This is a genomic window from Mycoplasma sp. Z386 (assembly GCF_054343375.1).
The window spans coordinates 16,290-34,785 of record NZ_JBTGVC010000002.1; the positions used below are offsets into that span (position 1 = coordinate 16,290).

15 protein-coding genes and 1 tRNA gene are annotated in these 18,496 nt (G+C 24.4%); 14 read left to right on the forward strand and 2 right to left on the reverse strand.

Going from position 1 to position 18,496, the window contains the following annotated elements; translation table 4 throughout:
- Positions 1 to 72: 72 nt before the first annotated feature.
- The 5 genes from ACXX85_RS00610 to rpmB all read left to right on the forward strand — a co-directional run bounded on the left by ACXX85_RS00610 (position 73) and on the right by rpmB (position 4,056).
- Entirely contained in the window at positions 73 to 2,394 is a 2,322-nt protein-coding gene (locus ACXX85_RS00610) for an HsdM family class I SAM-dependent methyltransferase (protein ID WP_458560352.1), read from the forward strand.
- 257 nt (positions 2,395 to 2,651) lie between these two features.
- Complete coding sequence (gene infC, locus ACXX85_RS00615; protein ID WP_458560364.1) at positions 2,652 to 3,293, forward strand: translation initiation factor IF-3; 642 nt, start codon at positions 2,652 to 2,654, stop codon at positions 3,291 to 3,293.
- On the forward strand, positions 3,274 to 3,462 hold the full coding sequence (gene rpmI, locus ACXX85_RS00620) for a 50S ribosomal protein L35 (RefSeq protein WP_436358836.1): 189 nt from the start codon (positions 3,274 to 3,276) through the stop codon (positions 3,460 to 3,462). Before infC ends, rpmI begins: the two co-directional genes overlap by 20 nt.
- A 23-nt stretch (positions 3,463 to 3,485) precedes the next feature.
- Positions 3,486 to 3,839 carry a 50S ribosomal protein L20 gene (gene rplT, locus ACXX85_RS00625; protein WP_436358837.1) on the forward strand — a complete coding sequence of 118 codons (354 nt, stop codon included), beginning with the start codon at positions 3,486 to 3,488 and terminating at the stop codon, positions 3,837 to 3,839.
- A gap of 19 nt (positions 3,840 to 3,858) precedes the next feature.
- Entirely contained in the window at positions 3,859 to 4,056 is a 198-nt protein-coding gene (rpmB, locus tag ACXX85_RS00630; RefSeq protein ID WP_436358838.1) for a 50S ribosomal protein L28, read from the forward strand.
- A 42-nt stretch (positions 4,057 to 4,098) separates the two neighbouring features.
- On the opposite strand, the gene ACXX85_RS00635 is transcribed toward rpmB, so the two are convergent.
- Complete coding sequence (locus tag ACXX85_RS00635) at positions 4,099 to 4,707, reverse strand: thymidine kinase (RefSeq protein WP_436358839.1); 609 nt, start codon at positions 4,705 to 4,707, stop codon at positions 4,099 to 4,101.
- 161 nt (positions 4,708 to 4,868) lie between these two features.
- On the opposite strand from ACXX85_RS00635, the gene ACXX85_RS00640 reads away from it, so the two are divergent.
- From ACXX85_RS00640 to hinT, 3 genes are read left to right on the forward strand one after another with little or no spacing between them, the layout of a single operon-like run.
- Positions 4,869 to 7,061: a HinT-interacting membrane complex protein P80 gene (locus ACXX85_RS00640; protein ID WP_458557682.1), complete on the forward strand. Its 2,193-nt coding sequence runs from the start codon at positions 4,869 to 4,871 to the stop codon at positions 7,059 to 7,061.
- Positions 7,062 to 7,072: 11 nt separating this feature from the next.
- Positions 7,073 to 8,713: a HinT-interacting membrane complex lipoprotein P60 gene (locus ACXX85_RS00645; protein ID WP_458560353.1), complete on the forward strand. Its 1,641-nt coding sequence runs from the start codon at positions 7,073 to 7,075 to the stop codon at positions 8,711 to 8,713.
- Between the two features lie 9 nt (positions 8,714 to 8,722).
- A complete protein-coding gene (gene hinT / locus ACXX85_RS00650; RefSeq protein ID WP_436358842.1) occupies positions 8,723 to 9,043 on the forward strand; it encodes a histidine triad protein HinT in 321 nt (106 codons plus the stop codon).
- Between the two features lie 50 nt (positions 9,044 to 9,093).
- Here hinT and ACXX85_RS00655 read toward each other — a convergent pair.
- A tRNA-Thr gene (locus ACXX85_RS00655) sits at positions 9,094 to 9,169 on the reverse strand.
- Between the two features lie 49 nt (positions 9,170 to 9,218).
- Between ACXX85_RS00655 and ACXX85_RS00660 the strand changes: the two genes are divergently transcribed.
- Genes ACXX85_RS00660 through ACXX85_RS00685 form a run of 6 tightly spaced genes read left to right on the forward strand, consistent with a single transcriptional unit; the run spans position 9,219 to position 18,482 of the window.
- A complete protein-coding gene (locus ACXX85_RS00660; protein ID WP_436358843.1) occupies positions 9,219 to 9,887 on the forward strand; it encodes a 16S rRNA (uracil(1498)-N(3))-methyltransferase in 669 nt (222 codons plus the stop codon).
- 42 nt (positions 9,888 to 9,929) lie between these two features.
- The gene (locus ACXX85_RS00665; RefSeq protein WP_458560354.1) at positions 9,930 to 10,778 is read left to right on the forward strand and encodes a pseudouridine synthase; all 849 of its coding nucleotides are present in this window, start codon (positions 9,930 to 9,932) and stop codon (positions 10,776 to 10,778) included.
- An 11-nt stretch (positions 10,779 to 10,789) separates the two neighbouring features.
- A complete protein-coding gene (locus ACXX85_RS00670) occupies positions 10,790 to 11,089 on the forward strand; it encodes a hypothetical protein (protein WP_458559345.1) in 300 nt (99 codons plus the stop codon).
- A complete protein-coding gene (locus ACXX85_RS00675; RefSeq protein ID WP_458560355.1) occupies positions 11,076 to 12,398 on the forward strand; it encodes an amidase family protein in 1,323 nt (440 codons plus the stop codon). The genes ACXX85_RS00670 and ACXX85_RS00675 overlap by 14 nt, the downstream gene beginning before the upstream one ends.
- Complete coding sequence (gene gatB, locus ACXX85_RS00680; protein ID WP_436358847.1) at positions 12,391 to 13,806, forward strand: Asp-tRNA(Asn)/Glu-tRNA(Gln) amidotransferase subunit GatB; 1,416 nt, start codon at positions 12,391 to 12,393, stop codon at positions 13,804 to 13,806. Before ACXX85_RS00675 ends, gatB begins: the two co-directional genes overlap by 8 nt.
- 20 nt (positions 13,807 to 13,826) lie before the next feature.
- Positions 13,827 to 18,482 (forward strand): MGA_1079 family surface serine endopeptidase, encoded by a 4,656-nt coding sequence (locus ACXX85_RS00685; RefSeq protein WP_458560356.1) that lies wholly within the window; start codon positions 13,827 to 13,829, stop codon positions 18,480 to 18,482.
- Positions 18,483 to 18,496 lie beyond the last annotated feature (14 nt).

Here is an 18,496-nt window from a genome sequence, read left to right on the forward strand (position 1 = left end):
TTTTTTTATTTTTTGTAGAAATATTTGTTTAAAATAATATAATTAGATTATCCAAGTGATTAAGGAGGAAAAATGAGAAAAACAGAATTTTATATAATAGATAAGTTTAGCAAAGAACTTGGTCTTATCAACAGAACAGATGGTACAATTCCTTTTTATAAGAAAACTTCTAAAGAATATCAAGCTACAAAACCAGATGGATATTATTTTTATGATGGTGTTATTTTTATATTAGATGCTAAAGCAGAAAATAAACCTTTTAAGGGACAACTTAAAGATTATATGACTTTAGATAAGCATAAAAATATCATTGGATTTGAATTTAACGGAACTGAATTAAATGTTTATTTAAAGACTAAAGCCAATGAATTCAAGCACCTTAAAGATGAAATAAGAATTAAAAATTATGAATATTATAAAAATAAATATTTTAATTCTTCAAAAGAAAATAATGAAGATTTAATTTATGACTATTCCAAACAATTAGCAAATTCTTTTAGATATGCTAAAATTAACAAACAAATGACTGTACCTTTTATAGGAGCAGTTATGCTTTGTTGCAAATGAGGTAGTTATAATGAACTAGATCGTAAATCTTCAAAGAATTTAATTAAATCTTTAGGCGAACAAATTGTTAATAATATAAAAGAACGAAATAATTTATTTAAAAATGAAAAAATAGAAACTATCAAAAAATATTTAGATGATCCAACTTTTGAAAAAGTTACAGTAAGTGATTTAATACAAATTATGGATATAATTACTGCTATTTATAATTTAATTAATATTAGTGATAGAGATAAAAAAGGTCATGATATTATGAATACTTTTTTAAAGGTTTTTAGGAAATGAAATTCTGCCAATGCAAAAGAGAAAGGAGAAGTTTTTACTCCTGATCATATTGCTGAAATTATGTATAAAATATTAGATATTGATGTTTTTAATGATGTAATTTTAGATCCAACATGTGGTAGTGGAACCTTTTTAACAAATGCTATGGCAAATATGACTAAAGACGCAGAAGCAATTTTAAATTATAAACATAATTTAGATGAAACTACTAAAATAACAAAAATTTATGAAATTTCTCAAAAAATTAAAGAAGAGCAATTAATCGGAATAGAATATGATGAATTTAATACAACTCTTGCTAGAATTAATATGTTGCTACATGGTGATGGAAGTACTCAAATATATTGAGACGACTGTTTTGTAAAATTACCACTTTTAAAAAATAAATATTCCAAAGTTCTTATGAATCCCCCTTTTAGTCAAAAAGATACAGAACTAAAATTTTTATATCATACTCTTTTAAATTTAAAGCCAGAAGGTAAAATAGCTTGTATTTTACCTAAAAGTTGTTTAAACGGTTCAAGTGCAAATTATAATTACTTACAGAAAATTTTTGAACTATCAAAAATAGATAAAGTTATTTCGCTTCCAAGGGATGTTTTTCAACCTAATGCTGGTGTTAATACTTCAATAATTGTTTTAGAAAAATATTCACAAAAACAGCTTGATATCTTAAAAAATAATCCATCTCTTTTAGAAAAAACACATAAACAAGAAATAATGTTGATAGATTTTAGTGATGATGGTTTTGTATATGCTAATGAAAGAAGATTAGAAACTGAAAAATATAAAGAAAAAGTAGAAAAATTTTACCAAATTTTAGAAGGTAATTACAATGAGTTTCAAGCCAAGATTATAAACCTTTCTTTTAAAGATGAACTTGCTTTTGAAAAATATTCGACAAATAGAGAATTAGAAGTTTTGGACAAAACTTTTATTAAATATTTAAGAGAAAACATTGCAGCTAAAATTTTATCAGGAATTGAACCTAAAATATTTTTTGAAAAAATGAACATAAAGAAAAAATATGAAAATTTAAAATATAAAAATTTTAAAATTTCTGACATCCTTTCTTTTATTTCTAAGGGAAGACAAAAGAAATCTATTGATAGAAAACTTGAAAATAAATATATAAAAGGAATACCAGTGATTATTGCAAAAAAAGACAATAATGGCATTGGTGGTTTATTACCGGAAGAAGATATTAGTGAAGTTTTTGAAAATAAAATAGTAATGATTAATGGAGGTGATGGAGGAGGGGGTAAAACATATTATTGTGACTTTAAATTTGGAGCTACTTCATTTGTAAATATTTTAGATATAAATCAAGTTTATAAAGAAAAAGTAGAAAAATTCCCTTTATCACAATTTTATTTAGCGATAATTATTAGTGAAAGATTATTTAAATCTATAGGACATGGAAGAACTCAAAAAAATGAAGTACCAAGCATTGAAATTAAACTCCCTATTGACTCAAAAGGAGAAATTTATTTTCAATATATGGAAGAATTTATTAAACATTTAAAAATTTTTGATAAATAAAACTACTTATTTTTTCTAGATAGAAAAATTAAATAAAATTTATTTATTTGGCAAAAATTAAAAAAAATATATAATTTAATAGCAATAGATAAAAATTGCAGAAAGTAGATTAATCTCTCACCTAATGGTTATTCCATGGGTATGCTACAATTTTGTTTATAAACTATTTTATTATTAAATTGTATCTAATTGAGAGAAAGTGGTGTATTACCACTTTATTTTATTTAAATTCGTAAGGAGAAAGAGTTATTAGTAAATTAAATAACAATTTTGGGAATAAAAAAAAGCCACAACAAGAACATTTTGTTAATGAAAATATTCCCTTTTCAAAAATTTTCGTAATAAATTCAGACAACAGTCAAGTTGGTGTTCTTTCTAAAAATGAAGCCATTAAAATGGCGAAAGAACAAAAAATGGACTTAGTTATTATTTCTATTGATAATTCAGGTGACAAACCTAAGCCAATAGGAAGAATAATGGATTATGGAAAATTTAAATATGAAAGAAAGAAAAAACAAAAGGAAGTAAAAGAAAAACAAACTTTTGTTAATAATAGAGAAATTAGACTAACTCCAGGAATAAACATTAAAGATATAGAGACCAAAGCAAGAAAAGCTAGAGAATTTCTTTTAGATGGAGATAGAGTAAAAATTTCTTTAAAATTTAGAGGTAGAGAGGCTTCTAGACCTGAACTTGGTAAAGTTGTTTTAGATAAATTTTATGAATACATTTCTGACATAGCTAAAATTACAAAAGATGCACAGCAAAATGAAAGATTTTTAGATATGTATGTTGAAAGGGATAAAAAGAAATTACCACATTTGACAAGTTCTAAAAAAGAAAAAGAATTAAAACAAGAAGAGAAAGGTAAAACCGAAAATGCCAAAAATGAAAACTAAATCCTCTTTAAAAAAGAGATTAAAAGTTACAGGAAGTGGAAAAGTTAAAAGAGGACAAGCTTATAGATCTCATTTAGCTCAAAACAAAACAACTAAACAAAAAAGACACGCAAGAAAAGCTACATTAGTTTCTGCATCAGATTTAAAAAGAATAAAAGGTTTATTTTAATAACATAGAAAGAGGTAACAACAATGAGAGTTAAAGGTGGAACTGTTACAAGACAAAGAAGAAAAAAATGATTAAAATTAGCTAAAGGATATTGAGGACATAAATCAATAGGATTTAAAGTTGCAAAACAAGCAGTTGTTAAATCTTGAACTTATGCTTTTAGAGATAGAAAACAAGTAAAAAGAGATTTTAGAAAATTATGAATAGCAAGAATTAATGCTGCTTCTAGACCTCTTGGAATTACATATTCTCAATTAATTAACGGACTTAAAAAAGCTAATATTGAAGTTAATAGAAAAATGCTTTCAGAACTTGCGATTCATCATCATGAAGTTTTTGAAACTATCATTAAACAAGCAAAAAGTGCTTTAAAATAATTAGAAAAGGAGAATAAATATGGCAAGAAAAGATGCAATAACAGGAAAAGGTCCTATGGTGGGAAATAAAAGATCTCACGCTTTAAATGCTACTAAAAGAACTTTTAGATTAAACTTGCAAAAAATGAAAATACTTAATGAAAAAGGGCAAGTTGTTACAATTAAAGTAAGTGCAAAAACAGCAAGAACTTTACGTAAAAACGGTAAATCAAACTAGTTTTTAATTAATATAACAAAAAATAACCTAAAAATTTTTAGGTTATTTTTCTTCACTTTTGTCTTCGTTTTTATCTTTAATTTTTCCAAATTCGCCTTTTATATGACAAGATCTGCATCTTGCTTCATATTCTTCAGTGTCCCCTAAAAGTTTTACATTTTTACTATTAATTTTTCTAAAACTTGTAGATGCTGCATTTTTACACTTTACACATACTGCCTGCAATTTTGTAACATTTTCAGCCATTGAAAGTAATGCTGGAACAATACTAAAAGGTCTTCTTAAATAATCCATATCCAAACCGCTTACTATTACTCTTACACCATCATCAGCTAAATCACTAAGTAAATTAAGAACATCTTTACCAAAAAAGTGAACTTCGTCAATAGCGATTGCTTTATAATTTTTTTTATTAAATAACTCTTTTATTTCTTCGGCTGTAGAAGCATTAAAAGTTGATATTTTTGCTCCTGATCTAGAAATTATTTCATCTTCTGCAAACCTATTATCAAAGTGTGGTTTAACTACTAAAGTTTTAATATTTGCATATTCTAAAATTCTAATCCTTTTTAACAATTCTTCGCTTTTTCCAGAAAACATAGGACCGGTAATAACTTCAATCATTCCTTCAGAAAATTTTTTGTACATCATTCATACTCCTTTGCGTGTGTATTAATTATTATAATTATAAAAAGCAAAAAAATGAAAAATTTTTTATTTTTTTATTTTTAATTTATATTACATTAAAATTTGGTAAAATTTTTATATTAATTTAATTAATATAAATTAAATAGCAAACTAAAGAGGTAAATATGTCAAAAGAAAAACTTTCTAAAAAACTTGCAAGATTAAATTCCAAAAGCGAGAAAAAACAAAAAAAAGAAAGAACACCAGAACAAATTAAAAAAAGAAAAATCCTTAATGGAGTTTTATTTGCATCAGCTGCTTTGGTAGTTTCTGGATTAGCTATAGGAATTCCTTTAGGTATCACTAATGCACAACCTACAAAAATTGCAGCTAGAGCAGATTCAGATATTTTAGTAAGTATATCTACACCAAACGGTCCTAAAAACTTAAATCTTCAAGATATTATCAACGCAACCCAAACAGATTCAGTTATTAATAAAGAACAATTTGATGAAGCACAAAAAGTTTTAATTAATTATCTTTATGAAGAAGAATATGAGGCTTCTCAATTATTCAAAAAAGCATGAGATAAATCTTATGTAGCAGGTAAAACAAGTGCAAACGATAGATTTAATCCTAATTTTAAAAGCTATGATGATTTAAAACAATCACAACAAAAATTCCTTGAAGACGAAAGAAGAAGATATCAAAGAACTTATGGTTTCCAAAATTGAGAATCTGAATTTAATAAATATATTTCTACAGATCCAAAATTTGGTGGAGCAGTCAATTTTGATAAAGCAGTTGAATATTTAACATATAAAGAAGCAGAAAAAAAAGCTTTTGCAAGATTTACTCCAGAGTTTTCAACAACATACTTATATAAAGATGTTAAAAATAGAGTATTAAGTGAAGATATTAAAGATAAAAATGGAAATATTGTTTATAAAAAAGGTGATAGATTATTTAAAGATATTATCATTTTAGAAGATGATGCTGACAAAGGTTCAAACGTTGTAAATGGATTTATTCCAAATATCGAAAGAGAAAGTGATAAATCTAAAACAGAATCTGAAAAAGAAAAAATTAAAGATGAATATAAAGTTTCTGCATTTTTAACAAATTCTTATGTCAAAGAGTATATGAATGCAAATAATGTAATTAATAAATTTTATTTTAACAATAATGCTTTATTAAAAGATAAATTTTCATTTTTTGATGTTTCTCAATTAGTTATTCATGCTAATCAAAATTCTTCAAATGCACAAGATGCATGAACAATTGCTAAAGCTGATTTAAAAGAATTATTAAGATATTCAGTAACCCAAATAAATTCTAATGATTTAACCACACAAGAAGTAAAAACTACACTAAGTTTAATTGAAAACTTCAAAGGAAATACTGCTACTTCAGATGAGAATCAAAAATCTACTGATAGAATTTTACTTAACACAATTAATTCATCAGTTAATAAAACAAATGCACAAAATTTAGGACAATTACCTTTAAGAAATTTAAGTCAAATTTTTGATAGTGAAGATTCTTCTTATGGCATTACATTTTTAGATAATGTATTTAGTGCAAAAGAAGCAACACATATTTTATCCACTACTTTATTTAGTAAAATTAAAGAAAAGTTATTTGCAAATGGACATGAAAATTTACTTCCAGATGCTTCAACTTTAACTAATAAAAAATTAACTGAAATTAATGAACTAAATAAAAAAATAGCAGATTTTATTGATAAACTAAGCGATGGAGAACTTAAAAAAGCTGGTGAAGCTTTTAAAGAAACTTTTGGAGAAACTACCGATTCAAGTTATAGAATTCACACAATTTATAAATTAACTGAAAACAGTTCAATTATTTATTCAAGTAAAGGATTGAATATTATTTTAAAAAATTCAATAAACACTTTTGATAAATTACAAGAAATTCTTAAAAAAGAATTACAATTAAATGCTAATAATCAAATTAACTCTTCAATAACTAACAGACTTAAAATAAATGACTTATTTAATGAATTAAAAAACGAAAGTTTTGTTTTAAAAGACACAATATCTGATGAAAAATTTAAAACTAAATTATTGACAGATGTAAAAAGTAATAAGTCTGAAGAAGAAAAAACCAATTATATTAAGTCTTTAGAAAAAAATATTGATAATAAAATAATTTCTTATTCTAATGATTTAATTTTAAAAATAAATACTAAAATTGAAACTTATTTAACAGAAATTAAAAAATACAATTTAAATGCTGATTTTAATTTTGACAACACTAAAAACTACTGAACAATTACAGGAAAAACAGAAAAATCAGATGTAGACACTATTTATGATGCTTTACAAAAACATTTTGGAATTATTAAAAATAAATAAAGGAGAATGAAATGAAAAAAATTAAATATTCATTATTAACAAGTGTTATAGCGGGAATTATTCCGTTATCTGTTGTTTCTTGTTCTCCTGTTGAAGTAGAAAGTTCAGAAAAAATAATTCAAGATGAGAAATTAAAAAAAGAAGTAGTTAAAAGATTTATTGAAACCAAATATATCGAAACCATTTTAACTGATAAATGATTTAAAAATCAAAACTTAGATCAAGAATTTAAAAACAAAAATAGCGAATTTTATGCATTAGTTAAAAAAGCATTTAATTTTTACCAAAAACAAGAGTTGAAAAAAGACAGCACCTTTACAGTAAAATTTATAAATGATTTAAATTCTAATAATTTTTTAACTACAGAAGAATTAAAAGAATTATATACAGAGGTAGGACCAAATAAATTATTTACAGAAAAAGGATTTGAAATTTTATTTAACAACAATAATTCAGATTTAAAAAACAATATTTTAAAAATGGTTTTAGTTTTTAAATTCTTAACTAGTTCTGAATCTAAAGATATTATTGAATCCAATAAATATAAAACAAATTCAGCGGAAAAAAACACAAATTATAATCAAAGATTAGCATATCAAAATACTAATCCAGAAACCAAAGATTTCTTTTTAAAAACACTTTTATTAGAAAAACAACCTGCTCAAATTTGAAAATATGAGTCTACTGATTCAGATGACTTAGCCACTTATAATTTATTAGAAATTAAAGATGAAAATTCTTTTAACTCTTTAGTAGATGAAAGATTTAAAAATTCCAAAAACACCAATAAAATACAGGATTTTGAGTTATTAAATGTGAATGATGATATTGATTTAAAACAATTATTATCATATCAAGGAATTCTCTACAATCAAGGTTCTAACCCTAAAGGAAGTTTTAATTATGATGTTTATACTTTGAAAAGAGAGACAAATATAAAGAGCGGATTTGTGGATGAAAATTCTAGAATTATATATTCTAAAAATGATTTAGCAGCTGCAGAAAGTTGAAAAGGTAAAAAAGAATTACCTATCAAACTAAAAGACTCTTTTGACAAGACAAAAACAAAATATCAATTAACTAAAGAAGATATTGAAGTTGTTAAAGCAGCAGAACATAGTGATGTTACTTATACTGTTGAAAAAATTATGCCTTTTGAATCAGATAGCATCCAAAAAAGAGCAACAGTAATTATCAAGATGGTATTGACTGCAAACAAAGACCAACAACACCCTTCTGTAAGAACTTATGCAGTAGATGTAACTTGAGATTCAAGCACACCTTCTTACTCTCCTAATATTTCTGATGCAGGTAGAGTACTTAGTGATTATCCTTCTTCTGTAAAAGCTATAAGTAGTGATTTAACCAAAATATCAGCTTCTTATGTAAATAAAATTGTGCCTTTATTTGATGAAAACAAAGCAACAACAAAAGACAATGTAACAACATATAAAACTTATTTCTCTTTAGATCACACACCTTGAAATACAGTAGAACAAAAGGAAATATTGGCATTTTCATTATATTTAGCAGACAAAAACACTCTATATGAAGAGATTAAAAAATTCTATGAAGATGCTGGTTACAAAATTGAATATAAAGATTCAATTTTAGACCCAGAATCAAATAATAAAAATACAACTAAAAAATAGAGATGTAAAATGGAACAATTATTTTTAAAAATTATAAATAGAGAAATACCAGCAAATATCATTTATGAAGATGAAAGAGTTATAGCTTTTCTTGATATAAAACCAGTTACAAAAGGACATTTTTTAGTAGTTCCTAAAATTTATTCTAGAAATTTATTTTCTATTGAAAATAGTGACTTAGAATATTTAATTGTAAAGGCAAAAGAACTTGCAATTGAACAAACTCAAAAATTAAATGTAAAAGGTTTTAAACTACTTGTAAACAACGAAAAAGAAGCAGGTCAAGAAGTTTTTCATACTCATATTCACATAATACCAAGTGAAAAATAAAAAAAATCTCTTCTTTATTTTAAGAAGAGATTTTTATGGTCTATTTGATATGGTGCCAACAACAGGAATCGAACCTGCGACCCCATCCTTACCATGGATGTGCTCTACCTACTGAGCTATGATGGCTTTTCTATAATATTATAAACTAATTTAACAAAAATAGGAGTAAATTATGATGAGATTTTTTGCACAAAAAAAAGAAAATAATTATTTTATATTATCCAATGAAACTCTCCATCACATAAAGGTAGCTAGAATAAAAAACGAAAAAATAATTTGTATATATGAAGAAAAATTCTATATTTGTCATTTAGAAGGTGATTTAGCGATAATTGAGCAAGAACTTAAAGAAAATCACGAATTTAATGAACCTGTTATCATAGCAAGTGCAATAATTAATATCAAGCGTTTTGAGTGATTAATTCAAAAGGCTACAGAACTAGGTGCAAGTGATTTTTATCCAATTTTTAGTGAAAATGTTGAGCAAAAATTAGGCAACGACATTGACAAAAAAATTGAAAGATGACAAGAAATTGCCAAAAGTTCCACGCAACAAAGTTTCCGAAATAAAGTTATGAAAATACATTATCCCATTAACTTTAAAGAAATTTTAAACTTAAATATAAAAAATAAATATATAGCACATGAAAAAGTTGAAACTTCTGATAAAAATATTCTTTTTCCTCAAAATTCTTTATTTTTAATAGGTCCAGAAGGCGGTTTTAGTCAACAAGAAGTGGACTTAGCTTTAAAAAACAACTTTAAAGCAATAAGTTTAGGAAAAAGAATATTAAGAGCAGAAACCGCTCCTTTGTTTATTTTATCTAGAATAGAAGAAAATTAATTTTTTATAAAATAAAAAATAAATTTAAAGTAAAATTCAATTATGAGAATAATAAAAGCAACGTTAAATGATGAAGGTAGAACATTATATAAATTTATAATTAAATATTTTAACAAGGTTCCTTTATCTAAAATAGAAAAACTTTTTCGCTTAAAAGATATAAAAATTAATGGCAAAAGAAGCAATGATAAAAAATATATTATTAGGGTTAATGATGAAATCCAAGTTTATGGACTAAATGAAGAAAAAATAAATCAAGAATTTACAACCACAAATAACAGTAAAGAAAAAAACTTTTCTATAATATTTGAAGACAAAAATATTTTAATAGTAAATAAAGAAGAAAATATAGCTATTCATAGTGAAGATAATTGTTTAGATTTACAAATTTTAAAGTATTTAAATTTTAAACAAAAAGATTCTTTTATTCCATCTCACATAGGTAGAATAGATAAAAAAACTTCAGGAATAGTAATATATGCAAAAAATTATAAAGCACTTGTCGAATTAAAAGAAAAACAAAAGAAATTTGAAAAAATTTATATCTTTAAATCTGATATAAAAATAGACAATAAATTCACTTCTTCACTTTTTCTTGAAAAAGATGAAACTAAGCAAAAAATGAAAGTAGTAAAAAACTCAAATATATTAGCTATAACAGAATTTTTTAGTGAAAATTCTAAAAAATATGCAAGATTAATAACAGGAAAAAAACATCAAATTAGAGTGACTTTATCACATTTAGGTTTTCCGATTTATGGCGATACAAAGTATGGTGGTAAAAAAAATTTTAGAGTTTTTTTACATTCACATAGAATCAAATTTAAAGATTTAAGTGGAGATTTATCTTATTTAAATGATAAAGAATTTATAAGTTATCCAAAATGATAGTAAGGAGAAAAATGAAAAGAGAAGAAATAATTGAATTAGCTAAAATATTAAAACTTATTCCAAATGATGAAGTTATTTTATCATTAGAAAAAGAACTTGATGAAATTTATAAAATGTTAAACGAATTTAAACAGATAGATGTTGGTAATGTTAAACCACTAGTTAGATTAACAAAAATTAAAGATTTTAGTTTAGTTAGAGAAGATGAAGTGCTTGAATATACAGAAAATAAAGGGATTTTATTAAAAAACGCACCTGCAAAAAACAAAAATTTTGTGCAATTAGAAAGGGTTATAAATGATAAAAAATAAAGGAAATTTTTTACTAGCTCACAAAGAGTTACATAAAGACACAAATAATGCAGTTTCTTTTCTTTTTCCAGAACAAGAAATTATAGAAAACAAAGCACTTAGCGGTTGTGTTTTTACTATTAAAGATGTTTTTGCTACAAAAACAGCTAAAACACAAGCGTCTTCTAGATTACTTGAAAATTTTTACCCTTCTTATAATGCTACTGTTGTGCAAAAATTACTTGATAATGGAGCAATACCTGTAGCAAAGGTTCATAATGATGAGTTAGCTCTTGGTGGAGAAGGTATTTATTCTTATTGAGGAATTATTTCTCACCCTTTAGATAACAAAAGAAAAATAGGTGGTTCTTCTTCCGGTTCTGCAGCTACATTGACAAATAACGTTTCCTTTGCTTTAGCTTCAGATACAGGAGATTCTGTAAGACTTCCTGCATCATATATAGGAAAAGTAGGATTTAAACCAAGTTATGGAGCAGTTTCAAGATTTGGTATGTTTGCATATGCTTCCTCTTTAGATACAGTTTCATGATTTGCTCATAATGTTAATGATGTTATAGAAGTTGCTAAAGTTGCTTATGGAAAAGATTATAATGATATGACTTCCGAAAACATTTTAATTAATAATGTTATAAAAACAAAACCAGATAAAATTGGATATTTTAACATTCCTAAAAATTTGCTAAGCGAATCTGTTTATGAAAAATATTTTTCTTTTATAAAGGAAATTTCCGCATTTGTGGAAACAGAATCCATTGAACCTAATGCTGATTTATTAAAAGCAATTAAACCAGTATATGAGATTATTTCCTATTCTGAGGCAAGTTCTAATTTAGCTAATTTAAATGGAATAGCATTTGGGCAAAGAGAAAACGGTAAAGACTGAAGTGAAATAATGACTAATACCCGTTCAAAAGGTTTTGGAAAAATGGTACAAAGAAGATTAATATTAGGTTCTTATTTCCTTGAAAAAGAAAATCAAGACGAATTATTTCTAAAGGCACAAAAAATTAGAAGATTGATAAAAAATTATTTAGATGAATTATATGATAAATATGACATAGTTATTTATCCAGCAGCACCTGATGTTGCCCCTTATTTTGAAAACGCAGAAAAAAGAAGTTATATGGATTATATTTTAACAGGTTCTAATTTAGCTGGTTCTCCATCTATAACAATGAAATTAGGTGTGGACAAAAATAATAAATTGCCTTTTAATCTAGCAATAGATTCTAAAATGCAAAATGATGAAAAATTATTGAGTTATGCACTTTGAATTGAAGAAAAATTAAAGGAGAAAACTAATGAATAATTATGAAGTGGTTATAGGTATTGAAATACATTTGGAATTAAACACTAAAACTAAAATGTTTTCAGCAGCTAAAAATTCATTTAATGAAGAAAATAATAAAAATATTAGTCTAGTTGACTTAGCTTATCCCGGGACATTGCCTTTATTAAATAAAGAAGCTGTTATAAAAGCTATAAAATTAGCAAAAGCATTAAAAATGAATATTGATAATGAATTACATTTTGATAGAAAAAATTATTTTTATCCAGATTTACCAAAAGGTTTTCAAATCACACAACAATTTAGACCTATAGGGAAAAATGGAAAAGTTTCTTTTAAAATTAATAATGAAGTTAATGAAATTTCAATAGAAAGAATACATTTAGAAGAGGATACAGCAAAACAATTACATACTGAACAAGGAACTTTTTTAGACTATAATAGAGCAGGTATTCCGTTAATAGAAATTGTTACAAACCCTGTTATTAAAAATGCAAATCAAGCTGCAAAATACATTGAAACAATTGCTAAAATAGCAAAATTTTTAGGAATATCAGATGCAAAGTTAGAAGAAGGTTCACTAAGAGCAGATATTAATTTATCTTTAAACAAACCAGGAGAAGGTTTTGGTACCAAAGTAGAAATTAAAAATATTAATTCAGTTTCTAATGTGAAAAAAGCGATAGAATTGGAAATTGCAACTCAAACTTTAAAATTAAATAATAACGAAAAAATCATTCAACAAACTAAACGTTTTGATGATGTTTTACAACAAAATATAGTAATGAGAGAAAAAACTGGAGCAGTTGATTATAGATATTATCCTGAACCAAATATTCCTGTTATTCAATTAAAAGAAGAATTGATTGATTCAATTAAATTAGACAAACTACATTGAGAATGAGAAGAAGAATTATTAAACCAATCAGTTTCTAATATTTATGTAGAACAGTTATTAAATAATTTTGATTGATTACAATTTTTTAATAAAATAAATTTTGACAATAAAGATAAATTATCTAAATTCTTTTTTTCTGAAATTGTTCCAATTATAAAGGAAAAAAGCATTGATTGGTTAAATATAACCCCAAATGATATAGTTGAAATTTTAACTTTAGAAAAAAACAATTCTATTTCATCCAAACAAGCAAAAGAAATTGTTTTTTATAAAGAAAAAGAAAATTTAAGTATTAATGAAATTATTAAAAAATACAATTTGGTTCAAATAGAAAACAATGATTTAATTCAGGAAATTTTAAATAATTTAATTTCAGAAAATGAACAATTATTAAATGATTATGAAAATAGACCAGAAAGAGTTATTAAATTCTTTTTAGGACAAATAATGAAACAAACTAAAGGGCAGGCAAATCCTCAAAAAGCTAATGAATTAACAATTAAAACAATCGAAGAAAAAATTAAAAAATAATTGAAAGAAGTAAAAGAGAAATGAACAAAAAAAAGAAAAAATTATTGTTAGCATTGTTATTGCTAACTGGGGTTGTTGGTGTAGGTTCTGCAGTTATTGGTACAACTTATGCTTTAACTAGAAACAAAAAAACAAATTCAAATGAAAACACAGAAGAAAATCTAGAAGATTACAAAAAATCTAGTAAATCAAAAATTGAAAATTATTCTAATTTAAATGACCAAACTAAAAATGGTTTAGTTGCTTTTATAAATTCATTAAATTCAAAAGAAGAAATTAATAATATTTTAGATCTTTCTTTACAATATAATTCTATTGTTAATAAAATAATAAGCAATGTTTTAAATGCTCAAACAGTTAAAGAAACAAAGAAATATACAGAAGCAAATAATAAAGAAGAGTTTGATAAGTTTTTATCAGAAACAGAAAAATTTTTAAAAAACAACAAGTTAGTTTCTGATGTTGAACAAATTAAAACACTAGATTTTTTAAATAAAATAAATTCTACTTTAGTTAATTTAAAAGATTCAGAGAAGAAATTAAATGGTTCAGATGAACAAAATGAAGAACCTGTAAAAGAAGATGAAACTTTTAAAGAAGATGTAGAAAGAAAACTTGAAATTAATTTTAATCCAAATATAGAAACTTATGATTTAAAAAAATTCTTATATAGTGCATCTATCAATAAAGAAAATCAAAATATTTATTTATCACATAACGATATAGAAAATGTGAATTTAACTTTAGAAGAAGTCAAAATAGATTCTACTAATGTTAATAATTTAAATTTAATTTACCTTGCAAAAAGCACCACTGATTCTACAAAATTTGCAAAAGTTACTAAAACAATTAATTTTAGTAATGATTTAAATTCTAAAATTAACACAATCAAAATTAGCAATTTAGATGAGATTTTTAATTTTAGTTATGATCAGTTTTTAGATTTATATAAATCTGATTTAACAAATAATTTTGAAAAAATAAAGGAAATTTTTGTTTCTAAACAAAAAATAGTAAATAATTTTTTTAAATATAAAATAGAAGAAACAGATAATATTTTTACAGCCAATAATAAGATAGCTTTAAACATTGGTTTTTATGTAAATGATACTAAAATAAAGGAAATTCCTTTACAAACAGAAAATTCTGTACAATTAAAAAGTGACTTGTTGAAAAATATTTCAATAACTCCAAAAGAAATATTTACCAATTCTAAATTTTATAGAGAAGTTAAAAATTATTATGATTTTTCTAATTCAGAAGACATTAAAAATTATTATGCCAACATTAAACAAATAAATTTTTTTAATATGTGATTAAAAAATGATTTATTTTCTGAAGTTTTAAAAACTTTTCCTGAATATTCAAATAAAAAAATAGAAACCGCTTTAAATTCTTTAACTAATCCAACAAATGCTTCTGCTAATGCTTTAACTCAAGAAGAAATTAATAAAGTATTTGATAAAATTTATAAAGAGAATTTATTGTTTGATATACAAAAACCAGAAGGTGTAAAAGTTGAAATAATAAATTACAGCAATGATTTGAGATATGAAGTAAATGGTGATTCACTCTTTGCTACTTTTAAAATAAAAGTTACTAAAGGTGAAGAATCAACTACCTTTAATTATTATTTAAATAATTCAAAATCTGATGCTAGCGATAAAGATCTAAGAGATGAAGCAAAAATTCTTGAAATTGTAACTGAAGCTAATAAAGTTACAACTAATGGAAAAACTACTTCAACTCCTTCTGCTAATCTATTTTGAAGTAATATAGAATTTAAAAATCCAAATATAAATCACACAATGTTTAATGCTAAAGATGCTAAAGAAGCATTAGAAACATCGTATAAAATGCCAAAAATAGGCAAATATGAAATTTTTGTTAAAGAAGTTAAGGATATAGTTAATAACACAGGAAATACTAATGGTGGTCAAGCTAAAGTTTTTCTATGATATAAAAAAAATGGAATAGAAGCACCTTTACCAAAATTAAATACTACAGCATTTATTAATTCTCATTTAAAAACAATTAATTTCTTTAAACCTTTAAGTTTTAGAGATATTAAACCAATAAATGAAAATGAATGATTTACACAAAATGATTTTACTAATAAAGAAACAATTGATGAAAATGATAAAACAATTATTAATCAAATTAATAGTTCAAATTTTGATTACAGAAGAGTTGATGGAGTGATTGATAAATCACAAAATCTTCAATTTAGAGTTTTAGATCCTAAAGACATAATAGAACAAAAAGCTTTTGAAGCACTCAATTTCTTATTAAAATTTAAAAACACAAATTCAGATAGTTCTAATTCTAATGACAAGAATTTTAGTAATTTATCAAACACAGGAAGTGCAAATAAAGATGATGCAGATGTTTCAAATAAAAATTCATCTGTAAATGGTTTTTTTACTTCTCAAACATCAATTAAAAACTCAAATGATTCAGAAAATAATTTAAATTTAGTTAATATTTACAATAAATACTTTATATACTTTTACGATGTTAGAAGCACAAATGAAGGAAGTTTAACATTTAAATTAGGTTTTATAAATAAAGAAAATACTGAAAAACGTTATACAAATAATCAGGATATTACTTTAGTTAATTTAACAAATGACTATAAAGAAAACTTGTATCCAGAAATAATTTTAAACAGTATTAAATATAGCGATTTAAACATAAATACAGGAAATATACAGCAAATTAGTGCAAATGATTTCAAAAATAAAGTAAACAATCACTCAAACGATCTTTCAAATTATGTATCTTTAAAAACAAGTGAAATCAATTATAACAATTTCAAAATTAATACAAGCAATATTTCAATTGCTGAAGCTAAAAACATAGATAATAACTCTATTTATGTTAAGTTACAATATACAAATCCTAAAAATAACAACAGCATTATTAAAGGAAATGTATGATATAAAATTAAAGGTTTTGCTTCATCGGTTAATTCAAAAGAGGAATTAACTTTTGCTAAAAAAGAGTTAAAAACTGTTTTTGAATCTTCTTCAGAAATAACAAGAGAAAGAGAAGTTGAACCTTATCAAAAAGATTTATTATGATCTTTTGATAATCAAACAGAAGTTGCAAGTTGAACATTAAAAAACAAATATATAGAAAAAACCTTTTTAAGCAACAATTCTACAAATAGAAAAATTAAATTTCACTTATTTGGAAATACTTTGGTTCAAAATGATCAAAGACTAACAAATATTTCTTCTTTGGACAAAGGATACAACTTTGAGTTTAATTTTGAAGATCTAATACTTGGTAAAGAAATTTCTTTTAGGCAACAAACCATTATAATCAACAAGTTAAATGGAGGAGAACATCCAAGATTTTATTTTGTTATTAAAGCTAAATATCAGCAAAATGAAGGAATAAAATTCACAGTGGAATTGGAAGATAAAAACTATAAACTTCTTGTAGGAAATCCATACAAAGAAGCAATTATTTTTAAAGAAACACAAGATGAAACTAAATTTGATAAATTTAATAAAAATAAAGCATTTTTAATAAATAATGCTGGTGCTTCTATTTCGCTAAATTATACAAATACAATTGAACATGAGGATTTTGGTCAAAAAACTAATCTATTTAGTTATAAAAATCTAGATTATAATCAAGAAAATCAACCCATTACTTTCTTTACACCACAAGAAGTAATTTTAAGTAATGAATACAATCCAAATCAAAATGTTAGTTATGAATTACATAACGGATATAAACAAGATAATGAATTTCTTCACAAAGACTGAAAGGATATTCCTTTAGTTAATAACGTAAGATCAAGAGCAATTGCTTATGGTTTTGGTTCTGCAACAATGTTTGCAAAAGTAAGTAGCGATCCTAATGATGGTAAATTTTACATTATTACAAACAACCACGTAGAAGCTGGAAAAAAATATGTCTTTGATGACAATAATTTACCAACAGAAGTTACTAATAAATATATTGTTAAATCATCTAATAACTTTGATAATAATGTAGAACCAGGATATTCTTATTGATCAGGATCTAATAGAATTTCTAAAGCAACCTCTGGTATTATATGAACTGGATTAAATCAATATGATAAAAACGGAAATAACAACACAGCAGGTAATTTTGTTGATATGACTGTATTTGTTGTAGATGCTTTTGAACTTATTAAAGAAGCACAATTAGAAGGTAAAATGGATATGGTTGCATATTTTAAAAACTGATTTACTTTACCAAATACTAATTTAGATTATACAGGTGTAGAAGGAGCGATTTTCTTTGGAGCAAATCTTAAAAACTTTGCAATGAATGGTTTTCCATATGGAAAACAATCAGGTTATCTAATTAACAGAGCAGGTAGCTCTTCAGGAAATGTTGGGTTATCTAGACAACAAGGATATACTCCTACTTTCTTTAATAATGGAAATTCAGGTACAGGAATTTTAGGAGAAAATAACAGTTATATTTCAACTATAAATTCAGGAGCATCTTTAACATTTTTACAATCTTGAAACTATGAAACAATTACACATAGTTATTTTGGAATTAATTGAAATAACGAAGATCCATTATCATTAACTAATAAGAGATCGTTAGCGGCACAAATATTAAAATTAAATGTACAAAAACCTTTTGAATATAGTGTCCCTTGATTTTTTAGAAAGGAAAAATAAAGAAATAAGTAATA